The organism is Persicitalea sp., assembly GCF_041751555.1.
Classification (GTDB): Bacteria; Bacteroidota; Bacteroidia; order Cytophagales; family Spirosomataceae; genus Persicitalea.
This window is the reverse complement of the sequence record NZ_JBGSXF010000271.1, coordinates 1-1988: the sequence shown is the minus strand read 5'-3', so window position 1 is coordinate 1988 and position 1988 is coordinate 1. Positions and strand designations below refer to the sequence as shown.

3 protein-coding genes and 1 pseudogene are annotated in these 1988 nt (G+C 51.4%); all 4 read right to left on the bottom strand.

The features are described 5' to 3' along the window. Positions 1-53: 53 nt before the first annotated feature. Entirely contained in the window at positions 54-581 is a 528-nt protein-coding gene (locus tag ACEW8P_RS09565) for a ribonuclease domain-containing protein (protein ID WP_373512859.1), read from the bottom strand. Between the two features lie 93 nt (positions 582-674). Then, positions 675-971 (bottom strand): muconolactone Delta-isomerase family protein, encoded by a 297-nt coding sequence (locus tag ACEW8P_RS09560; RefSeq protein ID WP_373512858.1) that lies wholly within the window; start codon positions 969-971, stop codon positions 675-677. Positions 972-1041: 70 nt separating this feature from the next. Further along, complete coding sequence (locus ACEW8P_RS09555) at positions 1042-1686, bottom strand: alpha/beta hydrolase (protein ID WP_373512857.1); 645 nt, start codon at positions 1684-1686, stop codon at positions 1042-1044. A gap of 56 nt (positions 1687-1742) precedes the next feature. Beyond that, a pseudogene (locus ACEW8P_RS09550) lies at positions 1743-1988 on the bottom strand (ring-cleaving dioxygenase); the annotation flags it as partial.

Sequence of the window (1988 nt, the reverse complement as noted above, 5' to 3'; positions counted from 1 at the left end):
TGCGTACGAGTACAGTGCGCCAACAGCGGCGTGATTTCCATACGGGTAAGAGCCTATTGTTCCAAAACAGCCTTCTTCTTCACCTCAACGAACGAATTGTAATGGTCGCGTGTGTACCAGGCCCGCTCGTCCGAACCCGTCACCAGCCGCTCGGAGCTGCGGTTTTGGCCTTCCTGTCTGGGATTGACGTCCCACTCCCGGTACTCGATGGGCTTTCCTGCCTTGGTTTTCTGAGGCAGCAGTTTCTCAAAATTGCCAAACTTGCGACCACCGACGTACCCCTGGGGTGCGCGGTTGTTTTTACGGATATAAGCCAGCACTTCGAATACTTTCGGCGGAATAGTTTCCTGCTGACTCGTACGCACGGCGGGGGCTTTTGGGGCCGTCGAGTCGCGGGCCACGGGTACAGCCAGCGGGGCCGGGTCGGATTGAACCGTATCGCTGACGATGGCTTTCGTAATGCCTGCGGGTTCCGAAGAATTAGTATCGTTTTTGGATTGGCAAGCCACGACCGCAACTGCCAGATACAGCGCGAGGAAAGCCGAAAAATATTGGGCGATATATTTGTGGGAAAAGGGCATTTCAGGACAAGTTTTGGAATAAAACCAAAAGTAGCAAAAAACCCTTCCCGCAAGAAGCGGGAAGGGTTTTGCTCATAGTGATATTTTCAAAAATCAATTCAAAGAAAATAGGGGCAGCCGCAGAGCCACCACGTTATTGAACATCAATTCCGAAATAGTGGGACTCATATAGTCGATCAGCGGAAACTCCGACATAAGGCTCATTACCTCGATTTCGCTCTCGGCCTTGAACACGCACCACAACCTGGTGCGATCGCTCGTCAGGGCGTACGACATGAGCTTTCCTCGTTCCATCAAATCGTTGACCATCTGCCGCTGCGCCGGGACACGGCGGGCAAATTCGTCAGTCATGACAGTGGGAAGGTCTATTTCTACCATGAATTGGCTCATTTACTTAATGGATAATGGAGGGTTGAAAATAGATAATCACTTTTTAAACAATAAGTTAGAAGATATTTTTTCAAAAACTTCCGGTGGTAAGTACATGGCTAACAGTTTCCAACTCGTCATCGTTGACGCTATGGGCAAAATTTTTATAAAGTTTTGTTAAAACGTTCGCGCCCAAACTTTTAAAAATCTGCTCAGATTCCAGCACTCGCGCTTTGGGAATGTGTGGATCGACATCGCTGCATCCCAGGAAAACGGGCGTATGCTGCAAGTTGCCTTCGTAGTTTGGCAGTTGATTTTCCGGGCCGATTAAGCCGCCGCTAAGTCCAAAAACCCCGCCGAAAGGCTGCGGGTTCCGGGCAGTGTATTCCAGGGCCAGGCAAGCACCCTGCGAAAAGCCTAGTAGAAAAATGTTTTCGTAAGCAAAGTTAAACTCCTGATGCAGCCGCGCGACGAGGCGTCCAACTACCTCTAACGCAGACGACAAGCCCGGCTCGTTGGCTTCAGTGGGAGCCATGAACGAGTAGGGATACCAGGTGCTTTGGGTGGCTTGCGGCGCGATGAAAGCGGTTTGCTCATCTCCTGTCAGGTAGTCGGTCAACGATAAAATATCCTGCGCCGATGCCCCGCGCCCGTGCAGCATAAGTACTACTTTTTTAGCTGTTTCCAGCGATGCACCTTTTGTGGCTGTGTTGTTTGGGTTGTGTTGTAGGTTCATGTTTTTTTAGGTTTCCCTGAATTAACGGATGGACTGCCTGGCGGCCGAAGACCTCATTACAACACCAACTCCGGCAATTCCGCCTCAATCTTCACGCGGCGCGGCTCGTACCATTCGGGCAACTTCAGAGCCGTTCCCAGAGCGTCCGCAGCTTCGTCCACGGCGAAGCCCGGCGGATTGGTGGCAATCTCGAACAGAATGCCGCCTGGCTCTCGGTAATAGATGCTATGAAAATACTGCCGATCCAGTACCTCGGTGGGTTGGTAACCTGCTGACAGAAGTTGCTCGCGGATTTCGAGTTG

What these genes read in the sequence shown, in the direction of transcription:
- ACEW8P_RS09565 (WP_373512859.1), bottom strand. Translation starts at nt 581, where the DNA reads ATGCCCTTTTCCCACAAATATATCGCCCAATATTTTTCGGCTTTCCTC.
- ACEW8P_RS09560 (WP_373512858.1), bottom strand. Translation starts at nt 971, where the DNA reads ATGAGCCAATTCATGGTAGAAATAGACCTTCCCACTGTCATGACTGAC.
- ACEW8P_RS09555 (WP_373512857.1), bottom strand. Translation starts at nt 1,686, where the DNA reads ATGAACCTACAACACAACCCAAACAACACAGCCACAAAAGGTGCATCG.